Below are 17701 nucleotides of genomic sequence, written 5' to 3'. Positions count from 1 at the left end.
TCTTTCTTATGTCAAGTTTAGTCACCAACAAACGCGCCTACCACCATGGCAACCTGCGCCAGGCCTTGCTCGATGCGGCGCTGCGCCTGCTGGCCGAAGTCCCGGCCGCCAAGCTGAGCCTGCGCGAATTGGCGCGCTCCGCGCAGGTCAGCCACGCGGCGCCTTATCACTACTTCCCCGACCGCGAGGCGTTGATCCGTGCGGCCGGAGTGGAAAGTATGCGGCGCCTGCTGCAGGCCCAGCACCGGGCAGTGGCCGAATCCCATGGCCCACGACAACGCCTGCTGGCCTTGGGACTGGCCTATATGCGCTTTGCCGCGCAAGAGCCGCACTGCTTTGCCCTGGTGTTCGACCCACAGTACTGCAGCCCCGGCGAACCATCGGAAGAGATGGCCCCCCTGATCGCCGAGAACGAGCGCCTGCTGGCCGATTGCGTCAACCAGGCACGGACAGCCGGGGTATTGCCCCCGGTTCCAGCGCAGCACCTGGCCACGGGGTTTTGGGGAGCTGTACACGGGTTGGCCCAACTGACCATGGCTGGGCACATCGACCTTCCCGCCGCCGAAGCGGCACTGGACGCCTTGCTGGCGGCCACGCCGCATCCGCAATAATCCGGAAATGTCTACCCCGATCGAATTTGCCCCTGGTCTGACCGTCCAGGGCTTCACCCCCCCCTTGCGCTTGCGCGATTTCAAGCTCATAGCTTTCGACATGGACTCCACGCTCATCAACATCGAGTGCGTGGACGAGATTGCCGACGCCGTGGGTCGCAAGGCCGAAGTGGCCGCCATCACCGAAGCGGCCATGCGCGGCGAGATCACCGACTTCCAGGAAAGCCTGCGCCGCCGCCTGGCCCTGCTGCGCGGCGTCACCGAAGCCGACATGTTGCGGGTCTACAACGAACGCCTGCGCCCCAACCCCGGCGCGGCCGAACTCATCGACGCCTGCCATGCCGCCGGGCTGAAGGTGCTGCTGGTCTCGGGGGGGTTCACCTTCTTCGCCGAGCGCCTCAGGCAGCGCCTGGGTATCGACTTCGTGCGCGCCAACCAGCTGGAAATCGCCGACGGCGCCCTGACGGGCCGCCTGGTCGCGCAATGCTGGGGCGAGATTTGCGACGGCGCCGAAAAACGCCGCACCTTGCTGGAAGTGGCCAGCCTGCTGGGCGTGCAACCGAGCCAATGCATTGCCGTGGGCGATGGCGCCAACGACTTGCCCATGATGGCGGCCGCCGGGTTGTCGGTGGCCTACCATGCCAAGCCCAAGGTGCGGGAACAAGCCATGGTGTCCATCCACCAAGGCGGGCTGGACCGGTTGCTGGAAATCGTCCGCCCCTGAGGCGCTCCCCTGCCCATGACCGCTCCCGAGCCCACCGCCCGTCCCCCTCGCCCGCGCTGGGTCAGCCACCTCGGCACGGTGGCGCTGGTGCTGATCGTGCTTTTGGGGGTACAAGCCTGGCAGACCCGCCACGTGAGCGCTGCGCTGGACACCGCCGCCCCGGCGCAATGGCTCGCCGCTGACGGCTCGCTGCAAAGCGGACGCTTGCAAGACGCCATCGATGCGATGCGCCGCCCCGGCCAACCCGTGGCGTTGTACGTGTGGGCGGAATGGTGCCCCATCTGCCGAGCGCAGCAAGGCACCATCGACCGGCTGGGGCAAGACTGGCCCGTCCTCACCGTGGCCATGCAATCGGGTGAGGCCGCCCAGGTGTGGCGCTACCAACAACAGCACGGCCTGGGCTGGCACACGGTGATCGACCCGCGTGGCCAGCTTTCCCGGGAACTGGGGTTTCGCTCGGTGCCGGCGTTTGTGGTCATCGACGCGCAAAACCGGCTGCGTCTCCCCACGGTCGGCTACACCTCGGCCTGGGGCATGCGGGCGCGCCTCTGGCTGGCCCGCCTGCTTTGACGCGGGCTCTTCGGCCCCTCAGCCCTGCAAGGCCTTGGCCAGTCGGCCCACGCCTTCGCGGATGCGGTCTTCGCCCACGGTGGCAAAGCTCAGGCGGAACGTGGACACATCGGGGTCGCGGGCAAAAAACGGCGCTCCGGGCACGAAAGCCACCCCGTGCTCGATGGCACGCCGCGCCAGTTCGTTGCCATCGGCCAGACGCCCCCCCGCTCCGGTCAGCCGCGCCCAAACGAACAAGCCCCCTTGTGGCGCCACGAAGGACACCGCCTCCCCCAATTCGCTGCGCAGCGCCTCCACCATGGCTTGCGCGCGCTGCGCGTACACCTGCCGTACCCGCTGCAAGGTGCCGGGCATGCGCCCGGCCTTGAGGTACTGCGCAGCCGTGGCCTGGGCAAAGGTGCTGGTGTGAGCGTCGCTGAACTGCTTGCACATGACCGCCTTGGCCAGCAATTCGGGCGGGGCGATCATCCAGCCCACGCGCAAGCCTGGGCTGAGCACTTTGCTCAACGAGCCACAATGCACCAACCGCTGTCGACTGCCCGGCACCTGGTCGCTCAAGGCCAGCAGGCTGGGCGGGGGCGCTTCGCCGAAGTACAAATCACCATACGGGTCGTCTTCAACGATCAAGGTGTCGTGCCGCACCGCCATCTCCAGCACCTGGTGCCGGCGTTCCAGGCTCAACATGGCGCCGCTGGGGTTGCCGAATGTGGGAATCAGGTAAACGAACTTGGGGCGATGCTCGACGATCAGTTGCTCCAGCCGCTGCACGTCCACCCCGTGGCCGTCGATGGGGGCGGTGATGAGCTGCGCTCCGTATAGGCGGAAGCACTGGATGGTGGCCAGGAAGGTGGGGCCTTCGACGATGACCTTGTCACCGGGGGAGATCAGCGTCTTGCCCAGCAAATCCAGCGCTTGCTGGCTGCCAGTGGTCACCAGCAGTTGCTCAGGCAACACCTGGGCGCCTTTGCTGCCCATGAATTCGGCCAACTGTTCGCGCAAAGGCTGATAGCCCTCGGTGGCACCGTATTGCAGGGCCGCGCCCGGCTCCTGCTCCAGCGCCGCCAGGCTGGCCTGGCGGATGCCATCCACATCGAACATCGCCGCATCCGGGAAGCCCCCCGCGAAGCTGATGATGCCGGGCTTGCCCAACAGCTTAAAGAGCTCACGGATGGCGGAAGTCTCGACGTTGTTGAGGCGATCGGCAAAACGGACGGCGGAAGAGTCACTCATCGGGGAGAATTCCATACATGAACCAGGAACAGATCGAGCGGTTTTTCGCCACCTTGAAGGCAGCCAATCCCCAGCCCAACACGGAATTGGAGTATACGAGCGTGTTCGAACTGCTGGCCGCCGTGCTGCTGAGCGCCCAAGCCACCGATGTGGGCGTCAACAAGGCCACGCGCCGGCTGTTTCCCGTGGCCAACACGCCACAGAAAATCCTGGCCCTGGGGCTCGAAGGGCTGGAGTCTTACATCAAAACCATTGGCCTGTATCGCAGCAAAGCCAAGCACCTGATGCAGACCTGTCAGATTCTGGTGGAGCGACACGCCGGCCAGGTGCCGCGCACGCGCGAAGCCCTGGAGGCTCTGCCCGGGGTGGGCCGCAAAACGGCCAATGTGGTGCTCAACGTCGCCTTCGGCGAGCCGACCATGGCGGTGGACACCCATATCTTCCGCGTGAGCAACCGCACGGGCCTGGCCCCCGGCAAAACCCCGCTGGCCGTGGAGCGGCAACTGCTCAAGCGGGTGCCCGCGCCTTATCGGGTCGATGCCCATCACTGGCTGATCCTGCACGGGCGCTATGTCTGCCAGGCCCGGCGGCCACAGTGCGAGCGCTGCGCCGTTGCCGACTGCTGCGACCACGCCCGCGCCGCCCGCCGACGCGCCCCGTAAGCCATGAGTCGAGAGCAGCCCTCCCACGTCCTGCCCTGGCTGGCGCCCGGCGAGCCGTTCCCCGATGTGGAGCAAGCCTGGCGTCAGGGCGACCCCATTCCCGGCTTGTTGGCAGCAGGCGGTTCGTTGGACACGCCGACGCTGCTGCGCGCCTATTCCAGCGGGATTTTCCCCTGGTTCAGCGACGACCAGCCCATCCTCTGGTGGAGCCCGGATCCGCGCATGGTCCTGCGGCCTGAGCACTTTCGCCTGCACCCCTCGCTGCGCAAAACCCTGCGCGCCGGCCTCAAAAGCGGCCGGCTGGACATCCGCATCGACACGGCGTTCGAGCGCGTCATCCGGGCCTGCGCGCAGACACCGCGCAGTGGGCAACGCGGCACCTGGATCGTGCCGGCCATGATCGATGCCTATGCCGAGCTGCATCGCGCCGGCTGCGCCCACAGCGTCGAGACCTGGTGGGAGGGTGAACTGGTCGGTGGCCTGTACTGCGTCGGCATCGGGCGGATGGTCTTTGGCGAATCCATGTTCAGCCACCGCAGTGACGCCTCCAAAATGGCGCTGGCCGCCCTCGTGGCATGCGCACGGGCCTGGGGCGTACCAGCCATCGACTGCCAGCAAAACACCCGGCACCTGGCTTCTCTGGGCGCCGCTGAAGTCAGCCGGCAAGCTTTTCTCGGCTGGGTGCATGAGGCCATCCGGCAGCCTGGGCCCGACTGGCGCTTCGACCCCGTATACTGGGGCCAGCTTTCGACCAACGGTGCTGCCCTGCCGTGACCTACCCCAAAGAGCTTCCGCTGCACGCCGTGCAGTTTTATGCCACGGCGCCTTACGCCTGCAGTTACCTGCCCGGGCGAGTGGCCCGCTCCCAGGTCGCCACCCCCAGCCACCTCATCCACAACGACACCTATTCCGGACTGGTGACAATGGGGTTTCGGCGCAGCGGCCTGTTCACCTACCGCCCGCATTGCGACGGCTGCCGGGCCTGCATCCCGCTGCGGGTCGATGCCCAAGCCTTCCGCCCCAACCGCAGCCAGCGCCGGGCCTGGAGCCGCCATGCCGCGCTGCAGGCTCGGGTCATGACGCTCGGCTACTCCGAAGCCCATTACCAGCTCTACCTGCGCTACCAGCGGCACCGCCACCCCGGCGGCGGCATGGACCACGACAACACCGACCAGTACAGCCAATTCCTGTTGCAGAGCCGGGTCAACTCCCGCCTAGTGGAATTCATCGACCCGACCCGCGGCGACGAGGCCAGCGGGCTGAAGATGGTGTCCATCGTCGATGTGCTCGACGACGGGCTTTCGGCCGTGTACACCTTTTACGAACCCGAACCCCACAGCGCTTACGGCACTTACAGCATCCTCTGGCAGATCGAGCAGGCCCGCGCCATGGGCTTGCGGCACGTCTATCTGGGCTACTGGATCGCGGAAAGCCCCAAGATGAGCTACAAGGCCCGTTTTCAGCCCCACGAATTGCTGATCGATGGTCTCTGGCGGCCAGGCCCTCAACGCTGAACCACGATTTCATCAGGTAAAATCGTCAGGCATCATCGTTGACCATGACCCGCCCACCAACCGCTTTGCCTGCCCAACCCAGCGTGCAAGTGATCGAACGCATCTTCCAGTTGCTGGAAGTGCTCGCTTCACGCGAAGAGCCCGTCTCGCTCAAAGAAATCAGCGAACGCACCGGCCTTCACCCCTCCACGGCCCACCGCATCCTCAACGACTTGGCCATTGGCCGCTTCGTCGATCGACCGGAGCCTGGCGCCTACCGGCTCGGCCTGCGCCTGCTGGAACTCGGCAACCTGGTCAAAGCCCGGCTGAGCGTGCGCGATACGGCGCTGGGCCCCATGCGGGAGTTGCACAAACTCATTCAGCAGCCGGTCAACCTCAGTGTGCGACAGGGCGATGAAATCGTTTACGTGGAGCGGGCTTACAGCGAACGCTCCGGCATGCAGGTGGTGCGTGCGATCGGCGGCCGCGCCCCGCTGCACCTGACCTCCGTGGGCAAGTTGTTCCTGGCCGACGACGACCCCCAGCGCGTACGCGCCTACGCCGCCCGCACCGGCCTGATGGGCAATACCCGCAACAGCATCACACAGCTGGCCGTGCTGGAGCGTGAGCTGGCCCAATGCCGCCGCCTGGGCGTGGCACGGGACAACGAAGAACTGGAACCCGGCGTGCGCTGCATGGCCGCCGGCATTTATGACGATCAAGGCAAGCTCGTCGCCGGCCTGTCGATTTCAGCGCCAGCAGACCGCATCGACGAAGACTGGCTGCCCAAGCTGCAAGCCACCGCCGCCCAAATCAGCGCCGCGCTGGGCTACCGCCCACCGTCGGCCTGAAACGCCCACCGCTCAGCTCAGCTCAGCTCCGATCCGACGCGGTGGCCATGTGCTGCGGGCCATCGAAGAGTGACGATTCCACCCAGCGGCGCAGGCACTCGGCATCCCCCAGGCGGGCATTCACATCGGTGGCATCCAGCAGCACCATGATCAGCTGACGGCCGGCCATGTTGACCTGCATCACCACGCAGCGGCCTGCCTCGCGGATGAAGCCAGTTTTCTGCAAACCAATGTCCCAGGCGTCGCTGTTGACCAACCGATTGCTGTTGCGGTAAGGCAACACCTGATTGCCCACGGCCAGCTCATAGCTGGGCGAGGTGGTGTAGCGGCGCAGCAGGGGCCGCTCGTGGGAGGCCGCCGTCAAAATCGCCAAATCCCGGGCGCTCGACTGGTTCAGGCTCGACAGCCCGGTCGGATCGACAAAGCGGGTATCGGTCATGCCAAGTTGCGCGGCTTTCTGGTTCATCAGCTCGACGAAACGCTCCACGCCCCCGGGGAAGGTCCGCGCCAATGCATGGGCCGCGCGGTTTTCGCTCGACATCATGGCCAGATGCAGGGCCTCGGTCCGGGTCAGCCGGGTGCCCACCGCCAGGCGCGAGCCGCTGTTCTTCAGCCGGTCCACATCGGCGCTGGTGATGGTGATGACTTCATCCATGGGCAGATTGGCGTCTGCGATCAGCACCCCGGTCATCAATTTGGTCAGGGACGCAATCGGCAACACCGCCGTGTCGTTCTTGCCCAGCAAGATCTCGTTGGTCTGCGCGTCCATGACCAGCGCGACGCTGGAATTCAGGTTCAGCGGGTCCGGCACGCGCCGCAGCCCCATGCGCTCGGCATACGAGACGATGGCCGCCGTGCCGGCCGCAGCCCCCGCCGCCGCTGCCACGGGCCGGGTGGCCCGCTGCGGCACCTGGGCCGTCGTGCGCTTGGGTGCGGCGGCAGCCACGGGACGCTTGCTGGGCGTGCCTTGAGCGGTGGTGCGCTGTGGCGCAGACGCCTTGACCCGCTGCTTGCTTTCATGCCCCAGGCGAGGGGCAGCCGAGGCGCTGGGCAGCGCTTGCTGGGCCACGGGTCGCTTGGAGGGCATGCTGGCATGAGCCGCCATGGACCATCCCACCGCCCCCAGCATCAAGGAACAGGCCAACCAGAGCCGATGACCAACCGGACGACGGATTCTGTTCATGGATATTCCCTCTAGCAACTCTCAAGCAATGGCACGGAGTATAGAGGGGAAAATCCAGAAAAACAATGTGATTCATTGACTTGCGGCAACTTTTTAAGTCAGTGCCGCAAGTTCCCGACATGAACTCAGGGTTTTCACCGATTGCCATCGGCAAAAACCCTTTACCTCAGCCACTCAGCCCTGAGCCGCTACCCGGTCGGCCTTGCTGTGGAGCTTGTTCAGCGCACTCAGATAAGCTTTGGCCGATGCCACCACGATGTCGGGGTCGGCGCCCACGCCGTTGACCACCCGGCCACCGTGTTGCAAACGCACCGTGACTTCACCCTGACTCTCGGTGGAGCCACTGGTGATGGCATTGACCGAGTACAGCAGCAGTTCCGCGCCGCTCTTGACGTGCTGCTCAATCGCCTTGAGCGAGGCATCCACCGGACCGTTGCCGTCGGCCTCGCCCACCAGTTCTTTGCCGTCGATGGTAAACACCACCCGCGCGTGCGGGCGCTCCCCGGTCTCGCTGTGCTGCGACAAGGCCACCAAGCCGTACTGCTCTTTCTCGGGGGTGACGCTCTCGTCGCTGACGAGCGCCAGAATGTCCTCATCGAAAATCTCGCTCTTGCGATCGGCCAACTCTTTGAACTTGGCAAACGCGGTGTTGAGCTCGGTTTCCGACTCCATCTCGATGCCCAGTTCCTCCAGGCGCTGCTTGAACGCATTGCGGCCCGAGAGCTTGCCCAGCACGATCTTGTTGGCGCTCCAGCCCACGTCTTCGGCCCGCATGATCTCGTAGGTGTCGCGGGCCTTGAGCACGCCGTCCTGATGGATGCCGCTGGCATGGGCAAAGGCATTGGCCCCCACCACGGCTTTGTTCGGCTGCACCACGAAGCCGGTGGTCTGGCTCACCATGCGGCTGGCCGGCACGATCTGGGTGGTATCGATGTTGACGTCGAGCCCGAAATAGTCGCGCCGCGTCTTGACCGCCATGACGATTTCTTCCAGCGAACAGTTCCCGGCCCGCTCGCCCAACCCATTGATGGTGCACTCCACCTGGCGGGCCCCGCCGATCTTCACGCCGGCCAGAGAGTTGGCCACCGCCATGCCCAGGTCGTTGTGGCAGTGCACCGACCAGATGGCTTTGTCGGAGTTGGGCACTTTTTCGCGCAGCGTCTTGATGAAGTTGCCGTACAGCTCCGGGATGGCATAGCCCACCGTGTCCGGGATGTTGATGGTGGTGGCCCCTTCCTTGATCACGGCCTCGACCACGCGGGCCAGGAAGTCGATCTCGGAGCGGTAGCCATCTTCGGCGCTGAATTCGATGTCTTCGACCAGATTGCGGGCATAGCGCACCGACAGACGGGCCTGCTCCAGCACCTGCTCGGGCGTCATGCGCAGCTTCTTTTCCATGTGCAGCGGCGACGTGGCGATAAAGGTGTGGATGCGCGCGCGATTCGCTCCTTTGAGGGCCTCGGCCGAACGGGCAATGTCACGGTCATTGGCGCGCGACAAGGAGCAGACGGTCGAGTCCTTGATGTGATCGGCAATCGCCTTGACGGCCTCGAAATCGCCATTGGAGGACGCCGCAAAGCCCGCCTCGATCACGTCCACCTTCAGCCGCTCCAGCTGACGCGCGATCCGCAGCTTTTCGTCCTTGGTCATGGAAGCGCCGGGCGATTGCTCGCCATCGCGCAAGGTGGTGTCGAAAATGATCAGCTTGTCGGTCATGGTGGACTCCTGTGGACACTGGAAAGCACGGCCTGCGCAAACTCCGCAGTGATCCAAAACAAACGGCCCGCTGCGGTTGCATACGGGCCGTTGGTTCAGAAAAAAGCGCGCGCTATTTCACCTGCCCGTATCGGCAACGGCCTAGTAGCAGGGAAATGGCAGCGATTTGCATGACAAACAATGTATCACATTTCCGCGGCAAACGCCGATCGTTTGCAGCCATCGGGGCGATCATGTTTTAGGCCATGAGGGCCGGATCAATCGTGCAGCCCGCGTTCGTCGGGCTCGTCGGTGGAGGTGCTGATGACGCTGGTGGGCTTGCCCTTGGCCTTGCGCCAGCCATACACCACATAGCCCGAGAGGCCATAGGCCACGAACAGGGCAAACAGCACCGTGGGCGGATGGATGTTGATGATGGCAATGCCCAAGGCAATCAGCACGATGGCCGCAAAAGGCACGCTCTTTTTCAGGCTCAGGTCCTTGAAGCTGTAGAACGGCACATTGGTGACCATGGTCAGCCCGGCATACAAGGTGATGGCAAACATGGGCCAGACCAGATCCGCGCCGCTGTAACCGGCTTCGGTCGTCAGCCAGATGAAGCCGGCCACCAGCGCCGCCGCAGCCGGTGACGGCAAGCCTTGGAAAAAGCGCTTGTCCACCACGCTGGTGTTCACATTGAAACGGGCCAACCGCAAAGCCGCGCAGGCGCAATAGACAAAGGCCGCGATCCAACCCCAACGGCCGATGTCTTTGAGCGCCCACTCGTAAGCAATGAGCGCAGGGGCTGCGCCAAACGACACCATATCGGCCAGCGAATCCATCTGCTCGCCAAAAGCGCTCTGGGTGTGGGTCAAGCGGGCCACCCGGCCGTCGAGGCTATCGAGGACCATGGCGACGAACACCCCGACGGTGGCCAGATCGAAGCGGTCATTCATGGCCATGACCACCGCATAAAAGCCGCCAAACAAGGCCGCCAGCGTGATCATGTTGGGCAACACGTAAATGCCTTTGTGCCGACGCGGGGGCGCAGGCTCAGCGGGGGGAATGAAGTCGTTTCCTTCTTGCATGGCAGCAAGTGTAATGCCCACCCAAGCAAAAGCCGCCCGTGAACCGGGCGGCTTGGGATGAAAACCGGAAGCAGCCCGCAGGCTGCGCCGGCCATGCCGATCAATTGCGGCTCTGATCCACCAGCTTGTTCTTGGCGATCCAGGGCATCATGGCCCGCAACTGGGCGCCAACCACTTCGATCGGGTGCGCGGCCAGGTTGCGACGACGCGCCGTCATGCTCGGGTAGTTCAGGCGGCCTTCCTGGATGAACATCTTGGCGTAATCGCCGTTCTGGATGCGCTCCAGCGCCTTGCGCATGGCCTTGCGGGACTCCTCGTTGATCACTTCGGGCCCGGTGACGTACTCGCCAAACTCCGCGTTGTTGGAGATGGAGTAGTTCATGTTGGCGATGCCGCCCTCGTACATCAGGTCCACGATGAGCTTGAGTTCGTGCAGGCACTCGAAGTAGGCCATCTCGGGCGCGTAGCCGGCTTCGACCAGCGTCTCGAAGCCCATCTTGACCAGCTCCACCGCGCCGCCGCACAACACGGCCTGCTCGCCAAACAGGTCGGTCTCGGTTTCTTCCTTGAAGGTGGTCTCGATGATGCCGGCCTTGCCGCCACCGTTGGCCATGGCGTAGCTCAGCGCCAGATCGCGGGCCTTGCCGCTCTTGTCCTGGTGCACCGCCACCAGATGCGGCACGCCGCCGCCCTGGGTGTACGTGGAGCGCACGGTGTGCCCAGGGGCCTTGGGCGCGACCATCCACACGTCCAGGTCGGCGCGCGGCACCACCTGGTTGTAGTGCACGTTGAAGCCGTGGGCGAACGCCAACGACGCGCCCTGCTTGATGTTCGGGGCGACGTTGTGGTTGTAGACCTCGGCGATTTGCTCGTCCGGCAGCAGGATCATGACCACATCGGCGGCCTTGACGGCGTCGTTGACCTCCATCACGGTCAGCCCGGCCTTCTCGGCCTTGCCCCAGGAGGCGCCGCCCTTGCGCAGGCCCACGATCACCTTGACGCCGCTGTCGTTGAGGTTTTGCGCATGGGCGTGGCCTTGCGAGCCATAGCCGATGATGGCCACCGTCTTGCCTTTGATCAGGCTCAGGTCACAGTCTTTGTCGTAAAACACTTTCATGGTTGGTCCTCTAGAGAGTTGATGGCCGCTCGCGAAAGAGCCCGTCGAAGGGCTTCGACAGACCCAGCCCGAGCGGCCGCTTGGCTGAGCCCGAAAACGGTGCTGCGATCAGACGCGCAAAATGCGTTCGCCGCGCCCAATGCCGCTGGGGCCGGTGCGCACGGTCTCCAGAATCGCGCTGCGGTCGATCGCCTCCAGAAAAGCGTCGTTCTTGGACTGGTCGCCCGTCAGCTCGATGGTGTAGCTCTTTTCGGTCACGTCGATGATGCGGCCGCGGAAGATGTCGGCCATGCGCTTCATTTCTTCGCGCTCCTTGCCGACGGCGCGGACCTTGACCATCATCAGCTCGCGCTCGATGTAGGCGCCTTCGGTCAGATCGACCACTTTGACGACCTCGATCAACCGGTTGAGGTGCTTGGTGATCTGCTCGATCACGTCGTCCGAGCCGGTGGTCTGGATCGTCATGCGCGACAGCGACGGATCTTCCGTCGGCGCCACGGTCAGTGACTCGATGTTGTAGCCCCGGGCCGAAAACAGGCCCACCACGCGAGAGAGTGCGCCAGCCTCGTTTTCGACCAGCACGGCAATGATGTGTCTCATGTGCGATTCCTCTTTTCCACCGCCCTCCCCCGTCACCGGTAAGTCACGGGCTTGGCGGCAAATAGATTCGTCTTCAAACAAGTGGCCGCCCACCCAGCGGGTTGGCAGCCGGGGAAGGGACGGCCTTACAGGTCCTCGGCGCCCAGCAGCATTTCAGTGATGCCCTTGCCGGCCTGCACCATCGGGAACACGTTCTCGGTGGGGTCGGTGCGGAAGTCCATGAACACGGTGCGGTCCTTGAGCTTGCGGGCTTCGCGCAGCGCCGGCTCGACGTCTTGTGGACGTTCGATCAGCATGCCGACGTGGCCATACGCCTCCGCCAGCTTGACGAAGTTGGGCAACGCATCCATGTAGCTGTGGCTGTAGCGGCCGGAGTACTCGATCTCCTGCCACTGACGCACCATGCCCAGGTAGCGGTTGTTGAGCGACAGGATTTTGATGGGCGTGTTGTACTGCAGGCAGGTGGAGAGTTCCTGGATGCACATCTGCACCGAGCCTTCACCGGTGACGCAGTACACCTCGCTCTCGGGCTTGGCCAGCTTGATGCCCATGGCATACGGAATGCCCACGCCCATGGTGCCCAGGCCGCCCGAGTTGATCCAGCGCCGAGGCCGGTCGAATTTGTAGAACTGGGCCGCCCACATCTGGTGCTGGCCGACGTCAGACGTGATGTAGGCATCGGCGTCCTTGGTCATGTTCCACAGGGTTTCGATGACCATCTGCGGCTTGATGACCTCGGTGTTGTGGCGGTCGTACTTCAGGCAGTCGCGGCTGCGCCAGCCTTCGATCGTCTCCCACCAGGCCGCCAGGGCCTGGGCATCGGGCTTGAGCGGGCTGTCCTTGATCATGGCGATCAGTTCGGTCAGCACGTCCTTGACGTCGCCCACGATGGGCACGTCCACCTTCACCCGCTTGGAAATGCTGGATGGGTCGATGTCGATGTGAATGATCTTGCGCTCGTTCTGCGCGAAGTGCTTGGGGTTGCCAATGACGCGATCGTCGAAGCGCGCCCCCACGGCCAACAGCACGTCGCAGTTCTGCATCGCGTTGTTGGCTTCGATGGTGCCGTGCATGCCCAGCATGCCCAGGAACTTGCGGTCGGTGGCCGGGTAAGCGCCCAGGCCCATCAAGGTGTTGGTGACCGGGTAGCCCAGCATGTCCACCAGGGTGCGCAGTTCCTGCACGGCGTTGCCCAGCAGCACGCCGCCACCGGTGTAGATGTAGGGGCGCTTGGCCGTCATCAGCAGTTGCAGCGCCTTGCGGATCTGTCCGCCGTGGCCCTTGCGCACGGGGTTGTACGAGCGCATCGTGACCGACTCCGGGTAGCCGGTGAAGAGCGTCTTTTTGAACGACACGTCCTTGGGGATGTCCACCACCACCGGGCCGGGGCGGCCAGTGCGCGCGATGTGAAACGCTTTCTTGACGGTCAGCGCCAGGTCACGCACGTCCTTGACCAAGAAGTTGTGCTTGACGATCGGGCGGGTGATGCCCACCGTGTCGCACTCCTGGAAGGCATCTTGCCCGATGGCGTGCGTCGGCACATTGCCGGTGATGATGACCATCGGGATCGAATCCATGTACGCGGTGGCGATGCCGGTGACCGCGTTGGTGACCCCAGGTCCGCTGGTGACCAGCGCCACGCCGACGTTGCCGGTGGCGCGCGCGTAGCCATCGGCCGCGTGCACGGCGGCTTGTTCGTGGCGCACCAAGATGTGCTGGATGCCCTCCTGACGGTACAGCGCGTCGTAGATGTACAGCACCGCTCCGCCGGGGTAACCCCAGACGTATTCGACGCCTTCGGCTTGCAGGCAACGCACCAGGATATCGGCACCCATCAGCTCTTCGCCGTGGGTTTGGGCGGCCGCCGCAGCGCTGGCCAGTTCGGGTTGGGAGATTTTCATGATGTTGAACCTTGCAGTGTTTCTCTAACGAAAAACTTCCGGTGCCCCTCGGCAGTCGCGCCCTTGTGAGGCGGCTTTGGGACTTAGGACCCAGCGGCCATGGCAGCTTCACCGCCGACCGGGGCCCGTTTCGGGTGACATGGGTGATGACGCAGCGATTATGGCATCAAATCGGCGCCTGCGGCGCGCTGCGGCGTGCCCAATGCCACGGTGAACGCCAGGGCGCGTCGACGTGTAAAACATCCTCGGCCAACCATTGCGCCGAGCGGCGGCCACGCGCCGCCACGTACTCGGGCGGCAATTGTTGGTAGTCGTCGTTGAAGACCTCGAAACTGTAGTCGCCCCGGTAGCCCAGACGGTGCAAACGCAACACCAGCTGCGCCAGCTGTTCGCTGTGCACCCCCTCGCCGGGAAAGACGCGAAACGTGCGCGCGGTGCTGATAAGCTCTTCCTGCGTGCGCACCTCTTGCCACATGAAGTCCGACAGCTGCACGAGAAAAATACGCTCGGGGTCCAGCTCGTCCACCCACTCCAACGGGGACTGGGTCGCAAAGATATGGTACGAGTCCAGCCCCAACCCCAGGTTGGGACAGTCGGCACGGCTGACCACGTCCCAGGCGGTGGTGAACTCGTGCACGTGCCGCCCCCACGACAGCGCTTCGTAAGCGATGCGGATACCCCAAGGAATGGCCATGATGGCCAGTTTGCGCAGGTCGCGGGCCCAGTGCTCAATGTCGGCGCTGGCGTGGGCGGATGTCGTCGAGCACACCAGCAGCACGTCGGCGCCGGCCTCGGCGGCCATCTCTAACATGGTCTGCGCCACCCCCACCTTGTACTGGTGCAGGTGCCCGCTCAAGCCCTCGAAGTCACGCAGCACCTGCAGCCCTGTCGGGCGCAGGCCACTGGCACGCACCGCCCGCGCAGCGGCGCGCCAGCCATCGGGGTGGTTACTGAGGTCGCTGGCTTTCAGCATCACCTGCGAAAAACCCGCGGCGGCAATGGCCTCCAGTTTTGCCTGCAAGGGGCCCGCCAGCGTCGTGGTGTCCATGCCAAAGCGGGCGATGCCGGGGTCGTGCAACGGTAGCGTGACCATGCGCGTCACCCCTGGCGCTGGCTGTGCACCAGCTCAAACACCACCGACCCGAGGTAGGTGCGTGTGATGGCGCCGCGCGGCTCCGTGTGCGCGGCGGAGGTTTCGACAAACTCCACGCCGCGCCCGCGCAGCAGTTGCACGGCGTGCAGCACGTCCGGCACCCCCAGCCCGATACGCTGCAGGCGCTCGTCGCTGTCGAGCACGCTGGGGTCAGGCTCCACCAGCTGCAGCATAAAACTCTGTGCCGGCCCAAGGCCAGGAACCCGCATCAGCTTGCCTTTGGGCATGATGCCGTAGCGCTGCTCGTCGGGGATCAGCGTGGCGCCGAGCAGCTCCTGGTAGAACTCGATCCAGTCGTGGGTACGCCCCAGCCCGACGTACTGCACGACGCCAAAAAAATGCATGCCCGCCAACGCTGGCGGATGGCGCGACACCCCCGGCATCGACACGAAGTCAATGTCGTAAATGGAAAACTCGCGCCAGCGGTCGACGAAATAGAGCCGGCTACCGCCGACGCCGTGGATGGCGGGAATGTTGAGCTCCATGACCTGCGCGTGCGGCGGCACCGGCCACGCACCGCGTTGCTGCAAACGTTCAAACGCGGCACGGGCATCGCGCACACGCAAACCCAAAGCGGCGATGACGGGCCGCCCACGCGCCCCGAGCTGCGCGGCGCGCGCCTCGTCAAGGTGCGCGTTGACCACCACGTTGAGCTCGCCTTGGCGGTACAGCGTCACCTCGCGCGAGCGGTGGCGCGCCACCGCCACAAAGCCCATCAGCTCCAGCACTTGGCCCAAGGCCTGCGGCTGGTGGGTGGCGTACTCGATGAACTCCAACCCCTCCAGACCCAGCGGATTGGCTTCGTCAGCCCAATCGGCCAGTCCAGGTTCGCGGGGCGGCAAGTGCAACAAATCGCTCATGATGCCTCCTGTGCCTCGGCGGGCAGTGCCGCCGCGTCTTGCCCGGCCACGCGGCGCAGGGTGTCGGGGGTGGTGGTCGGCAAACCAAAAAATTCGAGGTACGCGGGGATTTGCTCGTACAGCATGTCCGCACCCACCTGGATGCGGCAGCCGCGCGCCAGCGCCGCGCGCAACAACGGCGTGATGTCGGCGCGCAGCACCACCTCCCCCACCAGGGTGCCGGGCTGCAAGCGCGACACATCCAGCGGCAGCGGATCGCCCTCGTGCATGCCCAGCGGCGTGGCGTTGACGACGATGTCCAGGCCGGACGGGTCAGGGTCGGCACAGAGCACCTGCGTGTTGGGGTAGTGCTGCGCCAGCCGCCGGGCCAGGGCTTGGGCTGCCCCCGCGCGCACGTCGTGCACGCGCACCTGTGCCACGCCCGCAGCGGCCAGCGCGGCGGCGATGGCGCTGCCGACCCCGCCACAGCCGACCACCAGCGCACGCGCCCCCTGTACCGCCACCCCTTTGCGCAGCAACCCGCGCACAAAGCCCACGCCGTCGAACAGGTCACCCACCAGACGGCCATCGGCGTCGCGGCGCACCGCGTTGCACGCCCCGGCCACCTGCACCGCGGGGCTGGCCACGTCCAGCAGTTCCACCGTGCGCACCTTGTGCGGCATCGTCACGAGCGCCCCGCGCACGTTGTCCAACGCGAAGATGCTGCGCAACAGCACCGGGTACGGCTCGGCACGGCACGCCAGCGGCACCACCACCACGTTGGCACCGATCGACTCGAAGTACGGGTTGTAGATCAGCGGCGACTTGAAGGTGTGGGTGGGGTAGCCGATGTGGACGATCAGCTCGGTCAGGCCGTCGATGCGCATGGTGACGAACTCCTGGCTCACTTGCGCAGCTTGTCCAGCTCGGCCTGCAAGGCGGCCACCGTGGCCTCGCCCACCGCGGCGGTGTGCTTGGCGATGACGGGCTTCATGCGCTCGCGCATTTTGGCCACCTCGGCGGCGGGCAGCTCGCTGACCTGCATGCCGGCTTTTTTGAGGTTATCCAGCGTGCTGTCGACCGACGCGCGGGCCTGCTGGCGTTGAAACTTGGCCGATTCCAGCGCCGCTTCTTGCAAAATGCGGCGGTCGTCGGCGCTGAGGCTGTCCCAGAACTTTTTGCTCACCACCACCGACTGCGGGTTGTACTGGTGGTAGGTCAGCGTCAGGTACTTTTGCACTTCGTAAAACTTGGCGCCCCAGATCGTGGCCACAGGGTTTTCCTGCCCATCGACCGCGCGCTGCTCCAGCGCGGCGTACAGCTCAGGAAATGGCAGCGGCGTCGGGTTGGCCCCCAGCGCCGACACCCAGTCAACATTGATGGGGTTGGGAATGACACGCAGCTTCAGGCCGGCAATGTCCTCCACCTTGGTGATCGGACGGCGGTTGTTGGTAAGGTGCCGAAAGCCCAACTCGTAGTAGGCCAGGCCCACCAGGCCTTTGTCTTCCAGCTTGGCGTGCAACTGCTTGCCAAACGGACCGTCCAGCACCGCATCCGCTTCGCGCGGGTTGCCAAACATAAACGGGAAGTCGTACACCGCGAACTCTTTGACGATGCTGGCGAAAATGCCCGAGTTCATCGATGCCATTTCCAGCATTCCCCCCTGCAGCGCGGACACATTGGCCTGGTCGCCGCCCAGCGCGCCACCGGGGAATACCTGCACCTTGAGGCGGCCGCCCGACTTTTGCGCCACCAACTCAGCAAACTTGTCCATCCCCTGCACGATGGGGTGACCCTTGCCGTTTTGGTTGGCGAACTTAATGACGCGCGGCTGGGCCTGCGCCCCGCCCAACAACCCCATGGCAACCACCGCCACCGCTCCTTGACAAAACGTGCGCTTGTTCAACATCACCGTCTCCTCGGATAACCACGGTCGAATCGGCGGGCCATCACCCAACCGGTGCGCGCCGGCCCGCCGGAGCTG

General features: G+C 64.8%; 18 protein-coding genes. 7 read left to right on the top strand and 11 right to left on the bottom strand.

Going from position 1 to position 17701, the window contains the following annotated elements:
* The first annotated feature begins 8 nt into the window (after positions 1-8).
* Genes DFR43_RS08080 through DFR43_RS08070 form a run of 3 tightly spaced genes read left to right on the top strand, consistent with a single transcriptional unit; the run spans position 9 to position 1905 of the window.
* Positions 9-611, top strand: a complete 603-nt coding sequence (locus tag DFR43_RS08080; RefSeq protein WP_133597472.1) for a TetR/AcrR family transcriptional regulator — start codon at positions 9-11, stop codon at positions 609-611.
* Positions 612-618: 7 nt separating this feature from the next.
* Positions 619-1335 (top strand): phosphoserine phosphatase SerB, encoded by a 717-nt coding sequence (gene serB, locus DFR43_RS08075; RefSeq protein WP_133597470.1) that lies wholly within the window; start codon positions 619-621, stop codon positions 1333-1335.
* Positions 1336-1350: 15 nt separating this feature from the next.
* Entirely contained in the window at positions 1351-1905 is a 555-nt protein-coding gene (locus tag DFR43_RS08070) for a redoxin domain-containing protein (RefSeq protein ID WP_245988873.1), read from the top strand.
* A gap of 18 nt (positions 1906-1923) precedes the next feature.
* Here DFR43_RS08070 and DFR43_RS08065 read toward each other — a convergent pair whose 3' ends face one another.
* The gene (locus DFR43_RS08065; RefSeq protein ID WP_133597468.1) at positions 1924-3135 is read right to left on the bottom strand and encodes an aminotransferase-like domain-containing protein; all 1212 of its coding nucleotides are present in this window, start codon (positions 3133-3135) and stop codon (positions 1924-1926) included.
* 17 nt (positions 3136-3152) lie between these two features.
* Between DFR43_RS08065 and nth the strand changes: the two genes are divergently transcribed.
* The 4 genes from nth to DFR43_RS08045 are packed head-to-tail and all read left to right on the top strand — an operon-like array spanning position 3153 to position 6141.
* Positions 3153-3797, top strand: a complete 645-nt coding sequence (gene nth, locus DFR43_RS08060; RefSeq protein WP_133597466.1) for an endonuclease III — start codon at positions 3153-3155, stop codon at positions 3795-3797.
* 3 nt (positions 3798-3800) lie between these two features.
* Positions 3801-4571: a leucyl/phenylalanyl-tRNA--protein transferase gene (gene aat / locus DFR43_RS08055; protein WP_133597464.1), complete on the top strand. Its 771-nt coding sequence runs from the start codon at positions 3801-3803 to the stop codon at positions 4569-4571.
* A complete protein-coding gene (locus DFR43_RS08050) occupies positions 4568-5311 on the top strand; it encodes an arginyltransferase (protein ID WP_133597463.1) in 744 nt (247 codons plus the stop codon). The genes aat and DFR43_RS08050 overlap by 4 nt, the downstream gene beginning before the upstream one ends.
* Before the next feature lie 44 nt (positions 5312-5355).
* The gene (locus DFR43_RS08045) at positions 5356-6141 is read left to right on the top strand and encodes an IclR family transcriptional regulator (protein ID WP_133597461.1); all 786 of its coding nucleotides are present in this window, start codon (positions 5356-5358) and stop codon (positions 6139-6141) included.
* A 22-nt stretch (positions 6142-6163) separates the two neighbouring features.
* Here the strand turns inward: DFR43_RS08045 and DFR43_RS08040 are convergent, their stop codons facing one another.
* From DFR43_RS08040 to DFR43_RS07995, 10 genes are all read right to left on the bottom strand, one after another.
* Entirely contained in the window at positions 6164-7246 is a 1083-nt protein-coding gene (locus tag DFR43_RS08040) for a D-alanyl-D-alanine carboxypeptidase family protein (protein WP_133597629.1), read from the bottom strand.
* 252 nt (positions 7247-7498) lie between these two features.
* On the bottom strand, positions 7499-9040 hold the full coding sequence (locus DFR43_RS08035) for a 2-isopropylmalate synthase (RefSeq protein WP_133597458.1): 1542 nt from the start codon (positions 9038-9040) through the stop codon (positions 7499-7501).
* A 257-nt stretch (positions 9041-9297) separates the two neighbouring features.
* On the bottom strand, positions 9298-10107 hold the full coding sequence (pssA, locus tag DFR43_RS08030; protein ID WP_133597456.1) for a CDP-diacylglycerol--serine O-phosphatidyltransferase: 810 nt from the start codon (positions 10105-10107) through the stop codon (positions 9298-9300).
* 100 nt (positions 10108-10207) lie between these two features.
* Positions 10208-11224: a ketol-acid reductoisomerase gene (ilvC, locus tag DFR43_RS08025; RefSeq protein WP_133597454.1), complete on the bottom strand. Its 1017-nt coding sequence runs from the start codon at positions 11222-11224 to the stop codon at positions 10208-10210.
* A gap of 108 nt (positions 11225-11332) precedes the next feature.
* Positions 11333-11824: an acetolactate synthase small subunit gene (gene ilvN / locus DFR43_RS08020; protein WP_133597452.1), complete on the bottom strand. Its 492-nt coding sequence runs from the start codon at positions 11822-11824 to the stop codon at positions 11333-11335.
* A 125-nt stretch (positions 11825-11949) separates the two neighbouring features.
* On the bottom strand, positions 11950-13725 hold the full coding sequence (locus tag DFR43_RS08015; RefSeq protein WP_133597450.1) for an acetolactate synthase 3 catalytic subunit: 1776 nt from the start codon (positions 13723-13725) through the stop codon (positions 11950-11952).
* Between the two features lie 166 nt (positions 13726-13891).
* On the bottom strand, positions 13892-14818 hold the full coding sequence (locus DFR43_RS08010) for a sugar phosphate isomerase/epimerase family protein (RefSeq protein WP_133597448.1): 927 nt from the start codon (positions 14816-14818) through the stop codon (positions 13892-13894).
* Between the two features lie 5 nt (positions 14819-14823).
* Positions 14824-15738 carry a VOC family protein gene (locus tag DFR43_RS08005; RefSeq protein WP_133597446.1) on the bottom strand — a complete coding sequence of 305 codons (915 nt, stop codon included), beginning with the start codon at positions 15736-15738 and terminating at the stop codon, positions 14824-14826.
* Positions 15735-16604, bottom strand: a complete 870-nt coding sequence (locus DFR43_RS08000; RefSeq protein ID WP_133597627.1) for a shikimate dehydrogenase family protein — start codon at positions 16602-16604, stop codon at positions 15735-15737. The genes DFR43_RS08005 and DFR43_RS08000 overlap by 4 nt, the downstream gene beginning before the upstream one ends.
* A gap of 17 nt (positions 16605-16621) precedes the next feature.
* Positions 16622-17626 carry a TRAP transporter substrate-binding protein gene (locus DFR43_RS07995; RefSeq protein ID WP_133597444.1) on the bottom strand — a complete coding sequence of 335 codons (1005 nt, stop codon included), beginning with the start codon at positions 17624-17626 and terminating at the stop codon, positions 16622-16624.
* Positions 17627-17701 lie beyond the last annotated feature (75 nt).

Source organism: Tepidicella xavieri, from assembly GCF_004363315.1.
In the GTDB taxonomy this organism is placed as follows: Bacteria; Pseudomonadota; Gammaproteobacteria; order Burkholderiales; family Burkholderiaceae_C; genus Tepidicella; species Tepidicella xavieri.
Note: the sequence above shows the minus strand (reverse complement) of the source record. Positions and strands in the feature narration are given on the sequence as shown.